General features: G+C 57.3%; 19 protein-coding genes. 9 read left to right on the forward strand and 10 right to left on the reverse strand.

Going from position 1 to position 19,733, the window contains the following annotated elements:
* The first annotated feature begins 17 nt into the window (after positions 1-17).
* Genes C9I92_RS22875 through C9I92_RS22890 form a run of 4 tightly spaced genes read left to right on the forward strand, consistent with a single transcriptional unit; the run spans position 18 to position 2,357 of the window.
* The gene (locus C9I92_RS22875) at positions 18-281 is read left to right on the forward strand and encodes a BufA1 family periplasmic bufferin-type metallophore (RefSeq protein ID WP_047887116.1); all 264 of its coding nucleotides are present in this window, start codon (positions 18-20) and stop codon (positions 279-281) included.
* Positions 282-1,154, forward strand: a complete 873-nt coding sequence (bufB, locus tag C9I92_RS22880) for an MNIO family bufferin maturase (RefSeq protein ID WP_047887063.1) — start codon at positions 282-284, stop codon at positions 1,152-1,154.
* Complete coding sequence (locus C9I92_RS22885; protein WP_047887062.1) at positions 1,135-1,908, forward strand: HvfC/BufC N-terminal domain-containing protein; 774 nt, start codon at positions 1,135-1,137, stop codon at positions 1,906-1,908. Before bufB ends, C9I92_RS22885 begins: the two co-directional genes overlap by 20 nt.
* Positions 1,902-2,357, forward strand: coding sequence for a DoxX family protein (locus tag C9I92_RS22890; protein WP_047887061.1), 456 nt, complete (start codon positions 1,902-1,904; stop codon positions 2,355-2,357). The genes C9I92_RS22885 and C9I92_RS22890 overlap by 7 nt, the downstream gene beginning before the upstream one ends.
* A gap of 122 nt (positions 2,358-2,479) precedes the next feature.
* Here C9I92_RS22890 and yigB read toward each other — a convergent pair whose 3' ends face one another.
* The 6 genes from yigB to lptM are packed head-to-tail and all read right to left on the reverse strand — an operon-like array spanning position 2,480 to position 7,095.
* Complete coding sequence (yigB, locus tag C9I92_RS22895; RefSeq protein ID WP_047887060.1) at positions 2,480-3,226, reverse strand: 5-amino-6-(5-phospho-D-ribitylamino)uracil phosphatase YigB; 747 nt, start codon at positions 3,224-3,226, stop codon at positions 2,480-2,482.
* Between the two features lie 15 nt (positions 3,227-3,241).
* On the reverse strand, positions 3,242-4,153 hold the full coding sequence (gene xerC, locus C9I92_RS22900; protein WP_047887059.1) for a tyrosine recombinase XerC: 912 nt from the start codon (positions 4,151-4,153) through the stop codon (positions 3,242-3,244).
* Entirely contained in the window at positions 4,150-4,851 is a 702-nt protein-coding gene (locus C9I92_RS22905) for a DUF484 family protein (RefSeq protein ID WP_047887058.1), read from the reverse strand. Before C9I92_RS22905 ends, xerC begins: the two co-directional genes overlap by 4 nt.
* Positions 4,848-5,678: a diaminopimelate epimerase gene (dapF, locus tag C9I92_RS22910; protein ID WP_047887057.1), complete on the reverse strand. Its 831-nt coding sequence runs from the start codon at positions 5,676-5,678 to the stop codon at positions 4,848-4,850. The genes C9I92_RS22905 and dapF overlap by 4 nt, the downstream gene beginning before the upstream one ends.
* 15 nt (positions 5,679-5,693) lie before the next feature.
* Positions 5,694-6,947 (reverse strand): diaminopimelate decarboxylase, encoded by a 1,254-nt coding sequence (gene lysA / locus C9I92_RS22915; protein WP_047887056.1) that lies wholly within the window; start codon positions 6,945-6,947, stop codon positions 5,694-5,696.
* A 25-nt stretch (positions 6,948-6,972) separates the two neighbouring features.
* Entirely contained in the window at positions 6,973-7,095 is a 123-nt protein-coding gene (gene lptM, locus C9I92_RS22920) for an LPS translocon maturation chaperone LptM (protein WP_084712676.1), read from the reverse strand.
* A gap of 78 nt (positions 7,096-7,173) precedes the next feature.
* Here lptM and cyaY point away from each other — a divergent pair, with 78 nt between their 5' ends.
* Positions 7,174-7,485, forward strand: coding sequence for an iron donor protein CyaY (cyaY, locus tag C9I92_RS22925; protein ID WP_047887055.1), 312 nt, complete (start codon positions 7,174-7,176; stop codon positions 7,483-7,485).
* 88 nt (positions 7,486-7,573) lie between these two features.
* On the opposite strand, the gene C9I92_RS22930 is transcribed toward cyaY, so the two are convergent.
* Complete coding sequence (locus C9I92_RS22930; RefSeq protein ID WP_047887054.1) at positions 7,574-10,141, reverse strand: class I adenylate cyclase; 2,568 nt, start codon at positions 10,139-10,141, stop codon at positions 7,574-7,576.
* A 409-nt stretch (positions 10,142-10,550) separates the two neighbouring features.
* Here C9I92_RS22930 and hemC point away from each other — a divergent pair, with 409 nt between their 5' ends.
* The 4 genes from hemC to C9I92_RS22950 are packed head-to-tail and all read left to right on the forward strand — an operon-like array spanning position 10,551 to position 14,623.
* Positions 10,551-11,483 (forward strand): hydroxymethylbilane synthase, encoded by a 933-nt coding sequence (hemC, locus tag C9I92_RS22935; RefSeq protein ID WP_047887053.1) that lies wholly within the window; start codon positions 10,551-10,553, stop codon positions 11,481-11,483.
* On the forward strand, positions 11,483-12,250 hold the full coding sequence (locus tag C9I92_RS22940; protein ID WP_047887052.1) for a uroporphyrinogen-III synthase: 768 nt from the start codon (positions 11,483-11,485) through the stop codon (positions 12,248-12,250). Before hemC ends, C9I92_RS22940 begins: the two co-directional genes overlap by 1 nt.
* On the forward strand, positions 12,243-13,439 hold the full coding sequence (hemX, locus tag C9I92_RS22945) for a uroporphyrinogen-III C-methyltransferase (protein ID WP_047887051.1): 1,197 nt from the start codon (positions 12,243-12,245) through the stop codon (positions 13,437-13,439). The genes C9I92_RS22940 and hemX overlap by 8 nt, the downstream gene beginning before the upstream one ends.
* Entirely contained in the window at positions 13,436-14,623 is a 1,188-nt protein-coding gene (locus tag C9I92_RS22950; protein WP_047887050.1) for a heme biosynthesis protein HemY, read from the forward strand. Before hemX ends, C9I92_RS22950 begins: the two co-directional genes overlap by 4 nt.
* A 348-nt stretch (positions 14,624-14,971) precedes the next feature.
* Here the strand turns inward: C9I92_RS22950 and C9I92_RS22955 are convergent, their stop codons facing one another.
* From C9I92_RS22955 to C9I92_RS22965, 3 genes are all read right to left on the reverse strand, one after another.
* The gene (locus C9I92_RS22955) at positions 14,972-15,439 is read right to left on the reverse strand and encodes a hypothetical protein (protein ID WP_047887049.1); all 468 of its coding nucleotides are present in this window, start codon (positions 15,437-15,439) and stop codon (positions 14,972-14,974) included.
* Positions 15,440-15,541: 102 nt separating this feature from the next.
* The gene (locus C9I92_RS22960; RefSeq protein WP_047887048.1) at positions 15,542-16,312 is read right to left on the reverse strand and encodes a class I SAM-dependent methyltransferase; all 771 of its coding nucleotides are present in this window, start codon (positions 16,310-16,312) and stop codon (positions 15,542-15,544) included.
* Between the two features lie 98 nt (positions 16,313-16,410).
* Positions 16,411-19,554 carry an EAL domain-containing protein gene (locus C9I92_RS22965; protein WP_047887047.1) on the reverse strand — a complete coding sequence of 1,048 codons (3,144 nt, stop codon included), beginning with the start codon at positions 19,552-19,554 and terminating at the stop codon, positions 16,411-16,413.
* Positions 19,555-19,733: the final 179 nt, after the last annotated feature.

Genomic DNA, 19,733 nt, shown 5'->3' on the forward strand with positions numbered 1-19,733 from the left:
AAAGAAGAGGAATGACCATGAAAAAGACCAACATTGCACTCGCCACTGCGGTGACAGGTTTGATCGCCCTTGCCGGAACAGCCCTGACCACCACCTCCGCCGTGGCAGCCGATGCGAAAGAGAAATGCTACGGTGTCGCCAAAGCCGGGAAAAATGACTGCGCGACCAAAACCGGGTCATGCGCCGGGACCGCCAAAACCGACGGACAGAAAGATGCGTTTGTGCTAGTGCCTAAAGGCCTGTGTGACAAACTGGCTGGCGGCTCCACCGAGGCGAAGTAAATGACGAGCCCTACCCCTGACCGCCTGCCAGCCGACCGGATGGTCGGGGTGGGGCTTCGCGCTCCTCACCTCCACACCTTCCAGCACGAGCAACCAGCCACCGGCTGGCTGGAAATTCACAGTGAAAACTACTTCAACCCGCACACGGCTGCCCGTCAGCAGTTACGGGCCATCGCGGCACACTACCCGATCAGCTGCCATGGGATCGGGCTGTCGCTTGGCTCTGCGGATGCGCTTGACCCGGCCCATCTCCGCCAGCTCAAAGCACTGGTTGACGAACTCGACCCGATTGCCGTTTCCGATCACCTGAGCTGGAGTTCGGTCAACGGCCAGTACTTCAATGATCTGCTGCCCCTGCCTTACACCGAAGAAGCACTGACCTTGTTCTGCCACAAGGTCGAGCAGGTACAGGATGCGTTGGGGCGCGAGTTTCTGGTAGAAAACCCGTCCAGCTACCTCAGATTCAGCCATTCCACCATGCCGGAATGGGAATTTCTGCGGGAAGTTCAACAGCGCACCGGGTGCGGGCTGCTGCTTGATCTCAACAATATATATGTCAGTGCCTTTAACCATGGCTTTGACTGCGCCCGATACCTGGCCGCCATTGACCCTGCCAGTGTGAAAGAAATCCACCTCGCCGGGTTTACGGTAAAAGCGCTGGCGGAGGGCGAGATTTGGATCGACACCCACAGCTGCCCAGTCAGCGAACCGGTGTGGCAACTCTACCGCCAGTGGATCCGCCAGCACGGCGCGGTGCCCACCCTGATTGAATGGGATCTCGATATTCCGGCCCTGCCCGTGTTACTGGATGAAGCGGCCAAAGCCCGTGCCATCCTGACAGAGGAGACCATCAATGGCTCTGTCACCGTCTGATGCCCTGCACCGGCTGCAACAGGACTTTGCCCGCGCGCTGCACTATCAGCCCAGCGAGGTCACTGAGACGATGGTACCGGGGATATTCCCTGCCGAGCAGCTGCTGCAGATTTACCGCAACAATTTCATTATCGGCTTGTCCGAGGTGCTGAGCGCAACCTATCCATGCTGTCAGGCAGTGGTGGGCGAGGAATGTTTTACGCAGTTGGCACGCCAGCATGTGCTGCATCAGCCACTCGAACAGGGTGATGTCAGCCATTACGGCGCCGGTTTTGCTGACACGATTGAGTGCCAGCCGAGCCTGGTCGCAGCCGTACCGTATCTGGCGGATCTGGCCCGGCTCGAATGGCAGGCAGACCGAGCCAGCCAGCTCCCGCTTGCACCCCAACTGGATCTGGGCCAGTTGGCCGCCATTCGCGAGGACAATATCGGTTCACTGCGACTGACGGTTGCACCTTCTGTCCGCACGCTGGATACCGCGACTCCGGCTGCCAGCCTGTGGCAGATGATTCGCCGCGACAACCTGATACCGCTCGATTTGACCCAACCGGAGTCAGCCCTGATCCTGCGCCGCCCTGACGGTATCGAGGTGCTGGCCACCACACCAGCCGCCACCGCGCTAGTGCGTTTATGTCAGGCCGGTCAGCCGCTGGGTCAGGCCAGCGACCCGATGCTGGAGTGCCTGCCCGGACTGATCCAACAGCAAATCTTTACCACCCTTCACGGCCTACCACAGGGAGACTGCACATGCTGAAATTCATCAAGCAGGTGGATTACACCGCCCAACGGCTCGTCGAACCTCTGGTTCCCCTGCTGCTACTGTTTACCCGCCTGTGGGTGGCCTGGGTGTTTTTCAAATCCGGCATGGTGAAATACACCAGTTGGGACAGCACCCTCTATCTGTTTGAGTTTGAGTATCAGGTTCCCCTGTTACCGTTTGAAACCGCGGCCTACCTGGGGACCGCCGCCGAGCTTATCCTCCCGGTTTTCCTGGCGCTGGGATTGTTTACCCGCCCTATGGCGCTACTCCTGTTCGGGTTCAATATGGTGGCCGTGCTGTCTTACCCCCAACTTTGGGAGCAAGGTTTCTATGACCACCAATTGTGGGGCATGATGCTGCTGGTGAATGTGTTCTGGGGAGGCGGCATGATCTCGCTCGACCACCTGATCAAGCCTGAGCCAAGGCGGAGCCTGCTGGAGTAACGCCCAACCCGGTTGCCGGAGCCCCGGAGGGCATCCCCACCAAACGCCGATCAAGGAAAGCAAAAAACAAACAGGACAGCCCGTGGGCTGTCCTGTTTTCTGTATCCGTGTGCAAGGCCGATTTACGGCTCTGGGTGGCAACCGGTTGACGGCAGGGCTAACGCCAGCAGCTGAGACAGCTGGCAGATTTCCACATCCGGCAGCCACTTGGCGCGCGGCTCCTGACCCAGCACGCGCTGCTGATCATTGAACCAGCAGGCCATCATGCCGTGTCGCTTGGCCCCGCCCACGTCCGTGACCAGATGATCCCCGACATGCAGGATCTCTCCCGGGGCCAGTCCCAGATGACGGGTCGCCTTGGCGAACAAGTCTGGTTCCGGCTTGGCCAAGCCATCTGGCCCAGCCCGCAACACGACATCGAAATACCCTGCCAGACCAATTTTTTCGACATCGACATTGCCGTTGGTGATCGCCACCAGCGGCAAATGTGCCGCCAGCAGGCCGAGTACCCGATGGGTTTCCGCCGGAATATCAACCTGATTACGCACCGCCAGCACAACGTCTAGCCCTTCCGCCGCTGCCTGCTCGGCACGGCGCTGGGCATAGCCGAGCTGCATGAACCCAATTTTCAGCAATTCAAACCGCCAGCGGGTCACATCGTGATGCAGCAAGGGATCCGCATCAGCCAGCGCCAATTTCAAGCTTTTCCAGCGCGCCAGCCCCACTCCCCGGCTGGCCGGATGTTCGGCCGCCAGCCAGTCATGCATTGCCTGCTCGGCCCGCCGGATCACCGGCCGGTTATCGTACAGGGTGTCATCGAGATCGAAGGTCAGCGCCTTCGGCAGAGAAATACTGCGGTAAAATTGCATGGTTGCGTTGTCCGGTTAGCGCTTTTGGCGTTTAGCCCGAGGGTGGGCTTCATCATACACCTGAGCCAGATGCTGGAAGTCCAGGTGGGTATAGATTTGGGTCGTGGATAAGTTGGCGTGACCGAGCAGTTCCTGCACCGCGCGCAGGTCGCCCGATGACTCTAGCATGTGGGTCGCAAAACTGTGCCGCAGTTTGTGCGGGTTAATGTGGCTCGACACCGCCTGTTTCTGGCCCCACTCTGCCATCCGCTTCTGCACGTTCCGGTTCGAGATGCGCTGGCCCAGCTTGGACACAAACAGACCGGGCTCACCGGGGGCCGCCAGCTGATCGCGCACCCGCAACCAGTGACCAACCCATTCCCGCGCCAGACCGGCAAACGGGACGATACGTTCTTTGTCGCCCTTACCGATCACCCGGAGATCCCCTCTGCTCAGGCTAACATCCTTCACATTGAGAGACACCAGCTCAGACAGACGCAAACCGGCACCGTACATCAGCTCCATGATGGCCCGATCCCGCACCGACAGCGGATCGTTCTCATCCACGCTGAGCAGCTGATCCATCTCGTCCACATCCAGGTTTTTCGGCAGCGGCCGCGCCTTGCGCGGTGCCGATACCCCTTTGGCCGGATTGGCCTTGAGCTCACCCTGACCGACCAGAAAATCCAGGAAGCTGCGCAGGGCCGACAGGCGCATCGCCAGACTGCTGGCTTTCAGGCCGTCGCGCATCCCTTTTGACGCCAGCTGGCGGACCCAACCGGCGTCCACGGCTTGCCAGTTGTCGACGCCCAGATTCACCAGCTGCTCCGCCATGGTCGTCAGCTGACGTTTGTAATTCTGCTGGGTATGCAGACTCAGTTCCCGCTCGCTGCGCAGATATTCGTAAAAACGCAGCAGCGGTTTTTCCAGTCCGGATGGCAAACTCACTCGATAACCTCGCGGGTATAGTCCCAATGGTGGATCAGGCGGTTCAGAACCAGCCCCAGTTGCTCAACAAACAGCGAGTCCATCTCCGGCTGGAAATGGCCGCCATCCTGGCTAGCAAAACTGAGCACCCCGATCGGGCGCTCATTGCCAAACGGCAGCACCAGGTACGACCCCAGGTGCGGCGGCTGCACAAACAGCAGCTCACTTTCCGCTTTACGCAACCGTCCCAGATACACCGTCCGGCTCGCCAGACGGGCCCGGCGAAACGGCTCGAACGCCCGGCGATCGAGGTAAAGCTGCTCGTCAAGGCTGTCAAACAGCCGTATGCTGACATCCAGCCCCAACTGGTCGGCCAGCGTTTCCAGCACGCTCAGCGCCTGATAAATATTGTGGGTCTGGAACAGTTTACGTTGGGCAAAGGCAAATGTTTCATACAGCTGACTGTTGGCCGCGGCCACCTGCATCAGCCCGGCGATGTTTTCTTCCAGCTCACCGATCCGCTGGCGCAGTCGGTCCAGCTGCATATCCACCAGCGAAATGACGCCGCGCTGGGGATGGTGCACCTGCAACCGGGCCAGCAGATCCGGCTGACGAATAAAAAAGTCCGGGTTGGCACTGAGAAAATCCGCGACCTCCTGCTCCGTCAGCGACAGCTCATCGACCTCAGGCAGTGCATCGAACTGAGTGAACTCGGTCATAACGCAATTTGCCCGTCGTACACATGGGTGGCCGGGCCGGACATATACAGCGGTTTGCCTTCACCAGCCCAACGGATTTGCAATTCCCCGCCCGGTAGTGAGACAGTCACCCGCTCGTCCAGTAATCCCTGCATTCGGCCCACGGCAACCGCCGCACAGGCACCGCTGCCACAGGCCTGAGTTTCACCAGCGCCTCGTTCGTAGACCCGCAACCGTACTTCATTGCGGTTGAGGATCTGCATAAAGCCGGCATTTACCCGCTCCGGGAAGCGTTCGTGGGATTCCAGCAGCGGCCCGAGAGTTTCGACATCAAAGGTATCCACATCATCCACCACCGTGACGCAATGTGGGTTACCCATGCTGACCGCGCCACAGAACAGGGTCTGGGTGCCAGCCCGCAGCAGGTAGGTTTTCTCGCTCTGCTTGGCACGGAACGGGATTTTCCCCGGCTCAAATTCCGGCACGCCCATGTTCACGGTCACCTGGTTGTCGTTTTCCAGTTTCAGAACCATTTTGCCCGCCTTGGTACTGACCGAAATATGGTATTTGTTGGTCAGTCCTTTGAGCCAGACAAAACGGGCGAAACAGCGGGCACCGTTGCCGCACTGCTCCACTTCGCTGCCGTCAGCATTGAAAATCCGGTAATGGAAATCCGTTTCCGGATCATAAGGCGGCTCCACCACCAGCAACTGGTCAAAACCGACCCCGCGATGGCGGTCGGCCAGACGCCGGATCGCATCCGGCGAGAAGAACACGTTCTGGGTCACACAGTCGACGACCATGAAGTCGTTCCCCAGGCCATGCATTTTGGAAAAATTAAACTGCATGTTGTTCCTTCTTGATTACGCCGGCAGCAGGTGTTCGGACTGCCACAACTGGGTCAGCTCTTCACGTTCGCGTACCACGTGCGCGTCTTTGCCGTCGACCATGATTTCGGCGGCACGCGTGCGGGTATTGTAGTTCGACGCCATCACAAAACCGTAGGCACCGGCCGAACGTACCGCCAGCAGATCGCCGGTTTCCAGACACAGTCGGCGGTCTTTGCCGATGAAATCACCGGTTTCACAGATTGGGCCCACCAGATCGTAGGTCACGGCTTCGCCGTCACGCGGGATCACCGGGATAATCTCCTGCCACGCCTGATACAGGGTCGGGCGGATCAGGTCATTCATCGCCGCATCCACGATGGCAAAGTTTTTATGTTCGGTATGTTTGAGGTATTCCACCCGGGTCAGCATCACCCCGGCATTGGCAGCAATGGCACGGCCCGGCTCAAAAATCAGCTCCAGCTCAGGATGGTCGGTCAGACGATCCATCAGGGCACGGGCATATTCCGACGGCTGCGGCGGTTGTTCGTCACTGTAAGTCACGCCCAGGCCGCCACCGACATCAAGGTGGGCAATGGTAATGCCTTCTGCTTTGAGGGTCGCGATCAGCGCCAGCAGGCGATCGGTGGCATCAATAAACGGTGCCAGTGCGGTCAGCTGCGAGCCAATGTGGCAGTCCATCCCGGTTACAGCAATATTAGGCAGGCTCTGCGCCAGACGATACACCTCCGGCGCACGCTCAAACGCGATACCGAATTTGTTGTCACGCAGCCCGGTCGAAATGTACGGGTGAGTCTGTGCATCAACGTCCGGGTTAATCCGCAGGGAAATCGGGGCCACTTTGCCCAGCTCCGCTGCCACCTGGTTCAGGCGATCCAGCTCCGGCTCCGACTCGACATTGAAACACTTAATTCCCAGCTCCAGGGCGCGCTTCATTTCTGCGGCGGTTTTCCCTACACCGGAAAACACCACTTTCGCCGGGTCGCCGCCTGCGGCAATCACACGCTCCAGTTCACCGCCGGACACGATATCAAACCCGGAACCCAGGCGGGCCAGTACATTCAGCACGCCAAGGTTGGAGTTGGCCTTCACGGCATAGCAGATCAGGTGCGGATGATCAGCCACGGCCCGATCAAACGCATGCCAGTGACGCTCCAGCGTAGCGCGCGAATACACGTACAGCGGAGTGCCAAAACGCTCAGCCAGTTCGGAAAGCTGAATCTCTTCGGCCCACAGTTGGCCGTCTTGCTGGTAGTTAAAATAATCCAATGTCGTCTCTTCCCTGTCAGTCTGCTTACTGTTCTTGCTGTTCGTTCTGTTGCTGGCTGTCGTCAGGCATGTATAAAGGACCGCTTTGACCGCATCCGGCCAGGGTCAGGGTGCCAAGCACCAAAATCGCGATTAAACGTTTACTCATTTTTCAAAGCCAGTGATTATCATCTCATTGCCCTCTATAATCGCACCCATACTAGGAAAAGCAATAGGACGAACCGGGATGAATGATACTGAATTCCACAAACTGGCCGATGACGTGCTGATGAGCATCGAAGAAGGCATTGATGCCTCAGGTGCCGACATTGAATACGAGACCACAGGCAATGTCCTGACCCTGGAATTTGAAAACCGCAGCCAAATCGTGATCAACCGTCAGGAACCCCTGCATGAGATCTGGCTGGCATCCAAATCCGGTGGTTACCACTTCAAGTACCAGAACGGCGAATGGCGCTGCACCCGCAGTGGCGAAGAGCTGATCAGCCTGGTCAAACGCGAGTGCACCGTACACGCCGAAGAAGCGGTGAACTGGTAACGCCCGCTCTCCGGTTGCTCAGCTTGAGCAGATACAAAAAAGCGAGAGCCGGGCTCTCGCTTTTTTTATTTGATAAGGCTGATCAGACTCAGCGTGACGACAGGTTCAAGACCGCGGCACCGCCACCCATCACAGGGGCCGGACGACGGGTCGGTTGCTGCCCGCTCTTAAACGGCAGGACTTGGGTTTCGCCATTATCTCCGCGCACAATGTCGTAGAACTGCGGCAGGTTGAAGTTAATAAAATTGGCGCTATAGCTGAAACGTTCATGGGCCGAGGTGTAAAAGCGGTTGACCCCATGGACCATCTCATCTTTGTCACCGCTGCACTGGCGGTACACTTCAATCCGGTTGGTTTCATCCAGAATGTAGATGTTGAATCCGTCGGCACAGTCTTCAAAGAAGAACTGGATCAGCCCTTCGCTGGCATAGGCATCGACGATTTCCGGCGGGTGCGGCTCGTCGGTTTTACCCATCACCAGACTGGCCGAGCCAATCAGCTTGTTCGACGAAATACAGCTGTAGAAATCGACTGAGTTTTCCAGCTTCTGCACCGACACCCCGCGGCGTTCGAAGAACAGGCCGTGGGTCTGGCTGCCAATCCGAATCGCTTTGAAGCGGCGGCGCTTTTCCTGCTCAACCGGCTTCAAGCGCATCTCGATACACTCGGCCACCAATTGGTACACCAGGTTACGGATCAGACCACGCATGTGCTTGCTGTAACAGAACACGTCCACCGACTCCGGCGGCAACGCGTCCTGGTGCATTTTACCCAGCACGGTTTTCAGCGCGTCGAGCATGGCATTTTCACCGGTGAAGTTCAGGGTACGCACCTCGTTCCACGAGTTGCGATACACCAGATCGACACTCCCGACCAGACACAGTTGCTCCGGACCATAGCTGAAAATATCGGTGTTTTTGAAATCAAACCGGACCGCACGGCTCTTGAGCTCGGTGGTCGGGTCATTTTCCAGGTTGATGAACAGCCCCAGCTGGCGAATTTCACACGGGCTGGACAGCGCCTGCAGACTTGGCTGCGGGCGGCGGATCGGGAAGGTGTTGCGAATGTCGCTCACCAATTGGTACAACTTGTCGATATCCATCGCCGCCGTGCGCACCACCGAATGCAGGCAGGTCGACTCCGTCAGCAGGCCGTTGAAATACGCCCAGGCCACCAGCTTGCTCAGGTAACGGTTATGCTCCAGCGACGCCCTACCGAGAATGGCAACCGGGTCCAGCGACTGTTTGTACAGATACCAACCCGCCGCGTTGGTACGCCCGGCCGGCACCTGAATAAAGGTCAGATCCTGCTCATGCAGGTCCGGTGACAACTGCGGGTTGAGCAGTGTGACCTTACCCGGCAGCACCTCAAACGCCGCGTACAGCTTACGCGCCAGAATACTGATGTCTTCCGGGCTGATCGCCGAGGTAATGTTGTTACGGCGGGCAAACCGGATCAGGTTGCGGTAACTGAGCATCAGCGCATCCAGCAGCTCGTTGTGCGCCCGCTTCACCTGCTCCACTTTCCAGTCACGGCGACTGTCGAGCTCCAGCAACACCTCTTCTGACCATTGCCAGTTGGCGGTCAGCTCTTCCAGAATTTTACGCCGCCACGGCACCGAACCGGATGCCGGCTGACGGGTCAGCTTTTCATGGGTTTTGAGGTAGAAACAGCGACGTACCAGATCCAACCGACGGTGATCGTTAATCCGCTGCAGATAGCGGGTCACCTTTTCCAGCATCAGGTAGTAGGCATCCATACAGAATTCGGTACGGTCAATCGCAAAGAAGCGACGTTTGCCGTCCACACTGAGCAGTTGGGTGTGCGGGTATTCCCAGGAATAGGCTTCCAGCAGGATCGCCTTCAGTACTGATTTGTACGGCGAGTCGATACTTTTATACAGCTGCCACAAACTGGAGCCGAAATACTCTTCGGCCGGAATGCGGGACAAACCGCCAAAATCGATCCACTCATCACGACGAATAAACCCGCCCTGTTCCAGGTAGCGGATGTAGTCGTCGTAACACTCTTCCATTTCCGGTGGCACCATAAACCACAGCAGCGACAGGCCCGCCAGGCGCACCGCCGAACGGTAGAACTCATCCAGTAACAGCAGATGCTGACTGGAACCACAGTTCTCACCGGTCATTTCTTCGGAAAAGTTATCCAGGAATCGATTTTCGTCGATCAGGAAAAAGTTGGCTTCCACGCCCTGTACCAGTGCCCATTCCGATACCAGCGCACACTTGGCTTCCAGCGCCGAACGGGCGTCAGACGGCAAATCGGTACGGATAACGACCCAGATGTCCAGATCGCTGGTCAGGCTTTGTCCCAGAGAGGCGGTACTGCCCATGGAATACAAACCCAGAATTGGGAGACGAGTAGAAGCATCAGGGGGGGTCACAGTGGCAGCGCACGCGAGGGCACAATCATCGATCAGCTGTTGCTGCATCGGCGAGGCAGTAAATGACGCGATCCCCACCGGCACGGTCTGATCCAGATAACCCGGTACCGCAGGGTGATTGTAGTGCAGCAACACTGGCAACAGGTTAAAGACCTGCTCTGACTGCGCCGTCATCGCGCCACAGGCACGCTCAAGGCGAATCTTGTTGAGCTGTTCCAGTCTGCTGTTAAGCGTGGTGATAAAATTTTGCAAATTACTCTTCCAAGAGCTGCCAGCTTGAGAGCGGCCCAAATCTTGTCACTAAAGTGTAGAGAAGGCTCTACCAGGGAGCAAAAACGTGATCAATTTAACAGTTTTTATATTAACCGTAAAGATAGTGACGTTTTATGACAAGTTATAAATGGACTGAAATCTTGCCAGTGACCTTTCCATAGCCCTGATTTCCTCAAGCTAGTACAAACTGACTAAAGCGCCAGTTTCCCGATTGTCGCCAATCTGTCACTTGAGGGTTATGTGAGAAATATCACATTAATCGTAGTCCATATCAAGACAATACTGCGTCACCGCACTCTCAGCAACACATAAATTACCTTCCCAGCTCAGTAGTGGTAGGATTACTCCCAGTAATCACCCCTTTATCAAAAATGGTGGATCCAACACGATGTCAACAACCCCAATCCGAATTGCGACCCGCAAAAGTCCGCTCGCCATGTGGCAGGCCGAATATGTAAAAGCTGCGCTCGAACAAGCCCACCCGGGCATCGAGGTAGAACTGGTACCTATGGTCACCAAGGGCGACGTTATTCTGGACACCCCACTGGCCAAAGTGGGTGGTAAAGGGCTGTTTGTGAAAGAGCTGGAAGTCGCCATGCTCGAAGGGCGTGCCGACATCGCGGTGCACTCCATGAAAGATGTGCCAGTCGAATTCCCGGAAGGTCTGGGCCTGGTCACCATCTGTGAGCGCGAAGACCCGCGCGATGCGTTTGTCTCCAACCATTACAACAACATCGATGAACTGCCGACCGGTGCGATCGTGGGAACCTCCAGCCTGCGCCGTCAGTGCCAGCTGCGTGCCCGCCGTCCGGATCTGATTGTCAAAGACCTGCGCGGCAACGTAAATACCCGCCTGCGCAAACTCGATGACGGCGAGTACGATGCCATTATCCTGGCCTGTGCCGGCCTGATGCGCCTAAAACTGCACGACCGCATCCGCAGCACGATTACCCCGGAAGAAAGCCTGCCGGCAGTCGGCCAGGGCGCGGTAGGTATTGAGTGTCGCCTGGATGACGAGCGCGTGCTGGGTCTGCTGGCAGCCCTGAACCATCAGGAAACCGCGACCCGGGTGCGATGCGAACGCGCCATGAACAACCATCTGCAGGGCGGCTGTCAGGTTCCTATCGGCAGCTATGCCGAGCTGGACGGCGATCAAATCTGGCTACGTGCCCTGGTGGGCGAGCCGGACGGCAGCCACATCGTGCGTGGTGAAATCCGCGGCCCGGCTGCCGACGCCGAGCAACTGGGCACCACGCTGGCCGAGCAGCTACTGAATGACGGCGCCCGTACTATTCTTGATGCTCTGTACGGCAACGCCTGATGACCATACTGATCACCCGCCCGGCGCCGGATGGCGAGCAACTGGCTCAGCAGCTTAATGCCGCGGGGATCGCTGCACTCTCTCAGCCCTTGCTGGATATCCAGCCGGGGCCAACCCTGTCTTGTTTACCTGCACAACTGCAGCAACTGGAAAATGGAGATTTTCTGATTGCTGTCAGTGTCCACGCTGCCAACCTAGCGCACAATTACTTAATGTCGGTGGGTGTCAGCTGGCCAAAAAACGTGCATTATATAGCAGTCGGCCATAAAACCGCCGCTGCGTTGAAAACCTATACAGGACAGGCGGTACACACACCGTCAGCGCGCTGCGACAGCGAGGGACTGCTGGCCCTGCCCATTCTTACCCAGGTAAGCGGAAGGCGGGTACTTATCCTGCGTGGCAACGGCGGCCGTGAACTGATTTACCAACACCTGCAGCAACACGGGGCGGCGGTAAACTACAGTGAAACCTATCAGCGCAACTGGTTATCGCTTGATGGCCATGCGCTGTGCCAACAGTGGCAAAATGCCGGGGTTGATTCCCTGGTTGTCACCAGCGGCGAACAACTGGCCTTTCTGGCCAGCCTTGTACCCGACAACGCCAAGGCTTGGTTTTACCAATGCCAGCTATTCGTACCAAGCCAGCGAATTGCCGACCAAGCACACCAGCTTGGTTTTCGTTTAATTTCCAATGTGGGCAGCGCGGCCAACGGCCCGTTATTCACGACCCTAAGCAAAATAGGCACAATGGGAAAATCGGATGACTGATAAAAAAACCAATAATCAGAGCTCTGCAGATCAATCACAATCCGCAGCATCAACCAAGGCTGAAACGACTGCCAGCACTAAGCCGCAAAGCGACAAAGCGGCCACGGCCAAAAACACCGACAAAGCCGATCAAACTGCTAAAGCGGCTCCGGCCCAACCGGCAGAAAAGAAAAGCGGCAACAAAACCGGTGTCATTGCTATTGCCCTGGTGATTGCACTGGGTGCCGGCCTGTACTACCACGGCCACCAGCAAACGCTGGAGCAAAACGGTAAGATGGCGGCGCTGCAACAAGAGATTTCCCGCCTGCAGTCTTCCCTGCAAGAAGCTCAACAAGCCACCAAATCCCAAGTCAGTGCCATTGAACAGCGTACCGAAGTGTCGTTGGATCAACAGGGCAAATCGATCACCGGTCTGCAAATGGCGCTGGCTGAGATCAAAGGCCGCCGTCCTAACGACTGGCTGCTGGCTGAAGCGGATTACCTGGTCAAGATGGCCGGTCGCAAACTGTGGCTGGAGCATGACACCGTCAGCGCCACCGTCCTGCTGGAGTCTGCCGATCACCGTATCGCCGAGCTGAACGACCCAAGCCTGACCCCAATCCGTAAAGCTATGCACAGCGACATCACGGCGCTGAAAGCCGTCGCCCGTATTGACCGCGATGGCCTGGTCATGCGTCTGACCAGCTTGCAGCAGCAGGTTGCTGCACTGCCGCTGGCCAATGCCGTTCTGCCGGAGTCAATCGAAGCGGAAGAGAAAACCGAAGTGTCCGGCTCAGTGGACGACTGGAAACAGAATCTGATGACCTCGCTGAAAAACTTCAGCAATCACTTCGTGACATACCGCAAGCGTGACGGCAACGTGGTTCCGCTGCTGTCACCGAAGCAGGATTTCTACCTGCAGGAAAACGTCAAGTCTAAGCTGGAAACGGCAATTAAAGCGGTTTACCGCGAGCAGGGCGAGCTGTACACCGCCTCCCTGACCATGGCCAAAGAATGGGCCGAAGCTTACTACAACACCGAAGATCCGGCCGTACAGAGCTTCATTGCTACGCTCAACAAACTGGCCAAGGAAACGGTTGAAGCCAGCTACCCAAGCCAGCTGAAGTCTCAGCCACTGATCAATGATGCCATCAGTGAGCGTCTGCGCCAGCAGGTGAAGCCGATTAGCACAGAGGAGACGCCTGCATGATCAAACTATTACTGCTGGTCGCAGCACTGATCGCAGGGATTGTTGCAGGCCCAATGCTGGCCGGAAATCAGGGCTATGTCCTGATCTCGGTTGCAAACCAGACCCTGGAGATGAGCCTCACCACCCTGATTCTGCTGGTGATTATTCTGTTTGGCACCTTCTTCCTGCTGGAAACCATTATCAAGCGCCTGTTTTCCCTAGGCAGCTCAACCCGTGGCTGGCTGTTCGGCCGTAAAGCCCGCAAGGCCCGCCGTCAGACCAACGATGGCCTGATCAAAGTGATTGAAGGCGACTGGAAGCAAGCTGAAAAGCTGATGGTCAAATCGGCCAAACACAGCGATGCTCCGGTACTGAACTACCTGGCAGCGGCCGAAGCCGCCCAAGGTCAGGGCGATGCCAGCCAGCGTGACGAGTACCTGAAACTGGCTGCGGATGTCGATGGCCAGAGCCTGGCCGTGGCCCTGACCCGTGCCAAGCTGCAATACCGTCAGCAGCAGTACGAGCAGGCCATTGCAACCCTGCAAGGCATCAAGCAGGATCACAGCCGCAACCCGGTTCTGCTGACCCTGCTGAAAGACTGCTACCTGAAACTGGAAGACTGGAAACCCCTGCTGGCTATCCTGCCACAGCTGGAGAAAGCCGGTGTGGTCAACACCGAAGAAGCCGAAGCACTGGAAGTTCAGGCAGAGTGCGGCATCATGCGCCACATCGCCAAACAGAACGGCAGTGAAGGCCTGATGGGCCACTGGAACAGCCTGAGCCGCAAGGCCAAGCAGCGTCCTGAGTTGATCGCCTGTTTCGTCAACCTGATGAGCGAGCACAACGCTGACAGCGAAGCCTACACCGTCCTGAAAGAAGCCCTGAAAAAGAGCAGCGACGAGCGCCTGATCGCGCTGGTGCCGAGCCTGAACCTGCCGGACAACCACCCGGCCATCGTTCGCCTGCAGGATTTGCTGCGCTACGACAGCAGCAACCCGAGCACTCACAGCGCCCTGGGGCAGCTGCTGATGCGCGAACAGAAGTGGGATGAAGCCAAGACACACTTCGAGAAAGCCATTGCGCTGCGTCCTAACGTGACCGATTACGGCTACCTGATCGAAGTGATGGAAAAACTGGACGATGAACAGGCAGCAGCCAACCTGTCCCGCGAAGCACTGACGTTAGCTCTGCCAGCCAAAAACTAACAATATTGCAACATAATATATTGAGACAAAAAGCACCCGAATGGGTGCTTTTTTATTCTCTAAAACAATACATTATGTGTCTAATACCAGATACTTGTTTCCATTTGTTAACAGCCGTTTCAGCTTATATCCGACCCATTGCTAGCATAATGTAAACAGTATTGAATAGGGCCTCCCGTTGCTCAACAGATGGATAACTACCTATGGATATGCTTCCTTGGTTAATCGTATCCGGTATTATTGTTTCTGTGATCACTTGCCTGATGACGGCAGTCCTGATCAAAGGTTCAAATTAATCCGGCACAAAAAAACCTCCGTAAGGAGGTTTTTTTTGGCTTGCCTCGGGGCTTAAGCAATCAGCAGGCCTCTCGCCTTCTTCAGCGCTTTCTCATAACGCTTGACTGCCTTCGCCGCTTTTTTCAACCGCTTGTGTTTTTTCTTCGCCAGTTTGCGCAGCTTCTTCAGTTGTTTGCTTTGCTTTTTCCCGGACTTGCCCATCGGCAACACCGTTTCCGCCGTCATACTGCCCAGCTCCGGCAGCTCAGTATATGCCACCGGCAGCGATGGTGCCGGGGCCATGACCGGCTCCGCCGCAACAACCGCAGGTTGGGCTACGGCAGGCAACGCCGAGGTGATGACGGCCGCACGCTTGCCACCCGGCAGTTGCAGGGTACTTGGCTTACACAAGTAGCTTTTCTCACTCGCCGAACGGGCGCAGCTGCGGCAGACGTATTTCGGCAGGCTGACAATCTGGCTGATGGTCGTGAATTTATCCGCAATCTCAGCCCGGCGGTATTTACATAATGTTCTGGCCATTCCCTCTCCTCGGTTCCGGGCCACCTCCTTGCAGAGGGTCGCTCCCGTATGTACCGGCTGACTATACCGCTATCCCGTCGCAATCACCAGCGACCGACAGGGCTACTTCATGGCCGCTTTGACATAAACGTCAAACCGGTTTTTCTTGGTCTCAATCGACGTCGACGGTTGTTGCCCGGCCAGAAACTCCGCGTAGTCAGGGCGCTTCACCACCACCCGTTTGGTCGCCAGACTCAACGCCGGGGTCAGCAGGGCATCCGCATCGTTGTCGGCCCCGACCAGACTCTGGAAAACCCGCATCTCTTTTTTCACCAGCGCGGACTTCTTCTTATGAGGATACATCGGATCCAGATACACCACATCCGGTGCGGCAAAGGCCGGATCCGCGGCCAGCTTCTCCAGCGCATCATGGCTGGACGCATGCAGCAGGGTCATGCGCTCCGTCACCCACTCACCAATTTCACTATCCGCCTGGGCCCGGCGCAGCCCGTCATCCAGCAACGCCGCTACCACCGGATGGCGCTCGACCATCTGCACCTTGCAGCCCAGCGAGGCCAGTACGAATGCATCACGGCCAAGTCCGGCAGTGGCATCCACCACCGTCGGCATCACCCCACCCTTGAGGCCGACCGCCTTGGCAATGGCCTGTCCACGGCCCCCCCCGAACTTGCGTCGGTGGGCCGCCGCTCCGCCAGCCAGATCCACATATACCGCGCCCAGCTTAGGTTCATCGCGCTTGAGCAGTTCCAGCCGCTCCGCGGTCAGCACCAGCGCAAACGGGCTGTCAGGGTCATGCTCCAGTCCCCAGCGCTGGGCAAGCTGATCAAGTTCTGGTTGGCGGTCAGGGTGTTCACAAATCAGGGCTAGTTGCACGCGGCTCTCCGGGATACCTGAATAAAATCGGTGGTGACCGCCCGCCTCACCGACAATTGCGGTGGTTTAACGCAGCGGCACACCATAAAAGAGGGGAATTATACCACCTCCGTCTGCCTGCTCAATTGGCGCACCAGCGCTTCCAGCGGTTGGGGACGACCAAACAGGTAACCTTGGGCATAATCGACGCCCAACGCTTTGAGGCGCGTCAGAATGGCCTCACTTTCGACGAACTCGGCAACGGTCTGTTTACCCATCTTCTTTGCCAGTTCATTGATGGCTTTGACCATCGCCAGATCCATATCATCGTCGGCGATATCGCGGACAAACATGCCGTCAATCTTAATAATATCCACCGGCAGGCGTTTCAGGTAACCGAACGACGACAGCCCGGAGCCAAAATCGTCCAGCGATATGCGACATCCCAGATTTTTCAGCCGGGTAAACAGCAGGATCGCCTCACTCATGTTGCCGATGGCGGCGGTTTCCGTGATTTCCAGACAGAGCTTATGAGTCGGCAGGCCGGAGCGGCTGATCTTATCAACTAGGAACTGGACGAACTCACTGTCCCCCATCGACTGACCGGACAGGTTGATGGCGCACATTTCCAGCTGCGCAACCGCAGCCGGGTGTGCCACCAGCCAATCCACCACCTGTTCAACCACGTAGCGGTCAATCCGGTGGGCCAGGTTGTAGCGTTCTGCGGCCGGCATGAACAGCGCAGGCGACACCATTTCGCCGTCATCATTGCGCAGCCGGATCAGAATTTCATAGTGGTGGCCGTCGCCGCCCGATGCCAGCGGGGCGATCTGCTGGGCATACAGTTCAAACTGGCGATCTGCCAGGGCCCGGCGGATCTGGCTGACGCACTCCATTTCGAGCTCCCGCCGCCGCAGCTCCTCATCATCGGGATGGTACAAATGTAGCCGGTTGCGCCCTTCATCCTTAGCCGCATAACACGCGGTATCGGCCTGGGCGTGAACCTGCTGCGACGACCCGGCGGTTTCATCAATCAGGCGCAAGCCGATAGAGCCGCTGAAACTGAAGCGGGTGTTCTTCCAGTAAAACTCCAGTTCTTCCAGCGTCCGCAGAATATGGCGGCCAAATTCCACCGCTGGCTCCGCCTCACAATGATGGAGGATGATGGCAAATTCGTCGCCACCGAGACGCGCCAGCAATGCGTGGGATGGCATCAATGCCCGTAACTGGAGCGCGACCTGCTTGAGCGCCTCATCCCCAGCCTCGTGCCCGGCGGTGTCATTGATGATTTTGAACTGGTCGAGATCTAGGTAATACATGGCATGGCGCGCCCCTTCCTCGCGAGCTTCGGTCAGCGCCTCTTCCAGTACTTGTTCAAAATGGCTGCGGTTATACAAATCGGTCAGGAAGTCATGGCTCGCCTGATGAGCCAGCTTGGCTTCCAGCTCGCGGGTCGAGGTAATGTCTTCCCCGACCACCAGCAGCTGCTGGCAGTTCTGGGTCTGACGAATAGTCTCCCGGATCCAGACCTGACGGCCGTCGGCGCAGCAATAGCGCAACTGGCGCCGCCACACCCGCTGATTTCCCTGCTCACGGGAGGCGGCAATAAACTGCTGCGGCATCAGTGTGGTGCCGTGATAGAAATCGACAATTTTATGGCCCAGCAGCTCCCGTTTGCTGTAGCCGAGCAAGTCGGCGGCAAACTGGTTCACTGACTGGACACGGGCATGGCGGTCAACCGTCATCAGCATCACCGGCTGCTGCTCGTACAGCAGGCGGTAGCTAACCTCACGCTCACGGAGTTTCTCTTCCATCTGGTGACGGGTGGTGACATCACGTGCCTCAAACAGCAACTGATACTGCCCGCTTTCTTCGCCCGGCAGGCGCTTGACGGCCACATCCAACATCCGGCCACCGTTGTCGTGGCTCTGGATTTCCACTTCCAGCCGGATCGACTGGTCAAATCCGGCACCCTCAAACCCCTGCCGCAGTTTGTCCATCGCTTTGGATGACCAGCAGCTCCAGCGCCACAGCGGACGGTCATACTTTACCACTGAGCGCCCGACCAGCTCGTGCAGTGCGAGGTTGCCGGAAATTAGTCGGCCTGTGTCATCGAGAATCCCGATGTACTGAAAACTCTGATCGAACACTCCCTCGAACAGCGCCCGGCTCTGGCGCAGCCGCTGTTCGCCTTTGCGCAGCCGGCGGATCACGATCGCCAGCAGCACAATCACCCCGCCCATGACACTTAGCGCGACGGTCAGCACCCGAATCTCACCCCGGTAGCGGTTAAACCAGCTTTCCGGCTGATTGAGGATCAGCATTTCACTGTTATCGACACTCAGCCCCCAGTGCTGCAGCACCGGGTAGTTGAAGATGGCTTTGCCGGTACTGCGGATAAAGTACGGGTACTCCAGCGCCTCGTCGTTCAGTACCTTGATCAGCAACTGGCCGACCTGTCGCCCCTTGTCAAACCCACTGGTCATCACGCCGCCAATCACCCCGTTGTCGAGCGAATAACGGTATGGGGAGTAAACCGGCACCGAGGCCCGCTCAGTCAGCTGGGTGAGCAAATCGGTGCTGGTCATGTAGCGCCCCTGCCCGTCACGGTAGTAGCTGAGATACAGAATGGCCGATTGCGCGGGCAGCAGCGCAGATTGGGCCAGGGTATCGGCAAAAGTGCTGGTGTCCATCCGGACAATATCCAGGTTCATAAAGTTGGTCTGCTGGAAATTGACCACTTTCTTCCACATGGCTTCCCCGGTCACCGTGTGGTCGGCAATCACGTACAGGTGCGCCAGATCCGGCTGCACTGAGAGCGCCAGAGTAATGTTGTCTGACGGGTCACTCTGATCCAGCACCCCGAGTACCCGTTTAAGGTTGCGGTGCTTATCGGGATGGTAGTCGTTGACCCCGACCAGGATCACCGGGGTCTCGCCGATTTCCCCGGCCAGTTCGTTAACCAGCCACAACGCGTTGTCATCGGAGGCGACAACGGCGCGGTAGTGTTTTTCCGCCAGCTTGGTCCGGTACAAATCCAGCAGTTCCTGCATGTAACCTTTGGACTGGTAGCGCTTGCTGTCCATGTAATTCACATGCAGGGAGATCCCCTTCACCCGCGTCACTGACTCGATGCCCGACTGCAGCGAGTCGGTCCAGCGCATGCCCTGATGGTAGGAATGGATCACCAGCGTATCTTTGTCGTCATCCATCGCCTGCGCCGGTAGCCACCAGACCAGTAAAAGTACCGCGAGAAACCGCATAAATTCGAATGTCCCGTATTGTTATTCCTGACGTGGCAACCCACCCGTGGCGACGTGTTACCTGCAAAGCCGCTGCCCAGCTGGCAGCAAATGTCTGATATAATTGAAGAGCTTAACTGATAGCAGTATAAATTACGACCAGACCGGATGAAACCGGCCGGTCCAACAAAGGATTGCCT

The sequence above is a fragment of the Photobacterium ganghwense genome, assembly GCF_003025595.1.
In the GTDB taxonomy this organism is placed as follows: domain Bacteria; phylum Pseudomonadota; class Gammaproteobacteria; order Enterobacterales; family Vibrionaceae; genus Photobacterium; species Photobacterium ganghwense.

Excerpts from the sequence above, each read along its gene's own strand:
- C9I92_RS22890 (WP_047887061.1), top strand. The coding sequence starts at position 1,902 with ATGCTGAAATTCATCAAGCAGGTGGATTACACCGCCCAACGGCTCGTC.
- C9I92_RS22905 (WP_047887058.1), bottom strand. The coding sequence starts at position 4,851 with ATGACCGAGTTCACTCAGTTCGATGCACTGCCTGAGGTCGATGAGCTG.
- C9I92_RS22940 (WP_047887052.1), top strand. The coding sequence starts at position 11,483 with ATGACCATACTGATCACCCGCCCGGCGCCGGATGGCGAGCAACTGGCT.
- C9I92_RS22965 (WP_047887047.1), bottom strand. The coding sequence starts at position 19,554 with ATGCGGTTTCTCGCGGTACTTTTACTGGTCTGGTGGCTACCGGCGCAG.
- hemX (WP_047887051.1), top strand. The coding sequence starts at position 12,243 with ATGACTGATAAAAAAACCAATAATCAGAGCTCTGCAGATCAATCACAA.
- yigB (WP_047887060.1), bottom strand. The coding sequence starts at position 3,226 with ATGCAATTTTACCGCAGTATTTCTCTGCCGAAGGCGCTGACCTTCGAT.
- bufB (WP_047887063.1), top strand. The coding sequence starts at position 282 with ATGACGAGCCCTACCCCTGACCGCCTGCCAGCCGACCGGATGGTCGGG.
- C9I92_RS22955 (WP_047887049.1), bottom strand. The coding sequence starts at position 15,439 with ATGGCCAGAACATTATGTAAATACCGCCGGGCTGAGATTGCGGATAAA.
- C9I92_RS22885 (WP_047887062.1), top strand. The coding sequence starts at position 1,135 with ATGGCTCTGTCACCGTCTGATGCCCTGCACCGGCTGCAACAGGACTTT.
- C9I92_RS22950 (WP_047887050.1), top strand. The coding sequence starts at position 13,436 with ATGATCAAACTATTACTGCTGGTCGCAGCACTGATCGCAGGGATTGTT.
- C9I92_RS22875 (WP_047887116.1), top strand. The coding sequence starts at position 18 with ATGAAAAAGACCAACATTGCACTCGCCACTGCGGTGACAGGTTTGATC.
- hemC (WP_047887053.1), top strand. The coding sequence starts at position 10,551 with ATGTCAACAACCCCAATCCGAATTGCGACCCGCAAAAGTCCGCTCGCC.
- lptM (WP_084712676.1), bottom strand. The coding sequence starts at position 7,095 with ATGAGTAAACGTTTAATCGCGATTTTGGTGCTTGGCACCCTGACCCTG.
- cyaY (WP_047887055.1), top strand. The coding sequence starts at position 7,174 with ATGAATGATACTGAATTCCACAAACTGGCCGATGACGTGCTGATGAGC.
- dapF (WP_047887057.1), bottom strand. The coding sequence starts at position 5,678 with ATGCAGTTTAATTTTTCCAAAATGCATGGCCTGGGGAACGACTTCATG.